The sequence below is a fragment of the Vibrio sp. 1069 genome, from assembly GCF_033340555.1.
The window spans coordinates 1-552 of record NZ_JAWOWP010000792.1 but is presented as its reverse complement, the minus strand read 5'-3'; the positions used below and the strand labels follow the sequence as shown (position 1 = coordinate 552).

Sequence of the window (552 nt, the reverse complement as noted above, 5' to 3'; positions counted from 1 at the left end):
GCCTGTTTCAGTAGATAAAGTTGAACAAGCACTACAGCAACATCCTGATACAAAAATTCTGGCTTTTGTGCATGCTGAGACATCAACAGGTGCTGTCAGTGATGCACAAACTCTAGGTAAGTTAGCCAAGCAATATAATGTGTTGTCGATTGTGGACGCCGTTACATCGTTAGGCGGCGTACCGTTAAAAGTTGATGAATGGCAGCTTGATGCTGTGTACTCGGGCAGTCAAAAGTGTTTGTCGTGTGTGCCTGGCTTGTCTCCGGTGACGCTGTCTCCGGCTGCTATCGAAAAAATTCAATCGCGCACTACGCCAGTTCAAAGTTGGTTCCTCGATCAAAGCTTAGTGTTGGGGTACTGGAGTGGGGAAGGTAAGCGTAGCTACCATCACACAGCTCCAGTGAATAGCCTATATGCATTGCATGAAGCGCTGCTTGTGTTACAGAACGAGGGGCTTGAGAACTCGTGGGCTCGCCATCAATTGATGCATGAGAAGTTGAAAGATGGTCTTCAGAAACTGGGTTTTGAATTTGTAGTGGAAGAATCTTACCG

At 46.7% G+C, this 552-nt stretch carries 1 protein-coding gene; it reads left to right on the top strand.

What is annotated here, in order from left to right; genetic code table 11:
- A partial coding sequence (locus tag R7040_RS29095; protein WP_318097996.1) for a pyridoxal-phosphate-dependent aminotransferase family protein occupies positions 1 to 552 on the top strand: 552 nt, incomplete at both ends.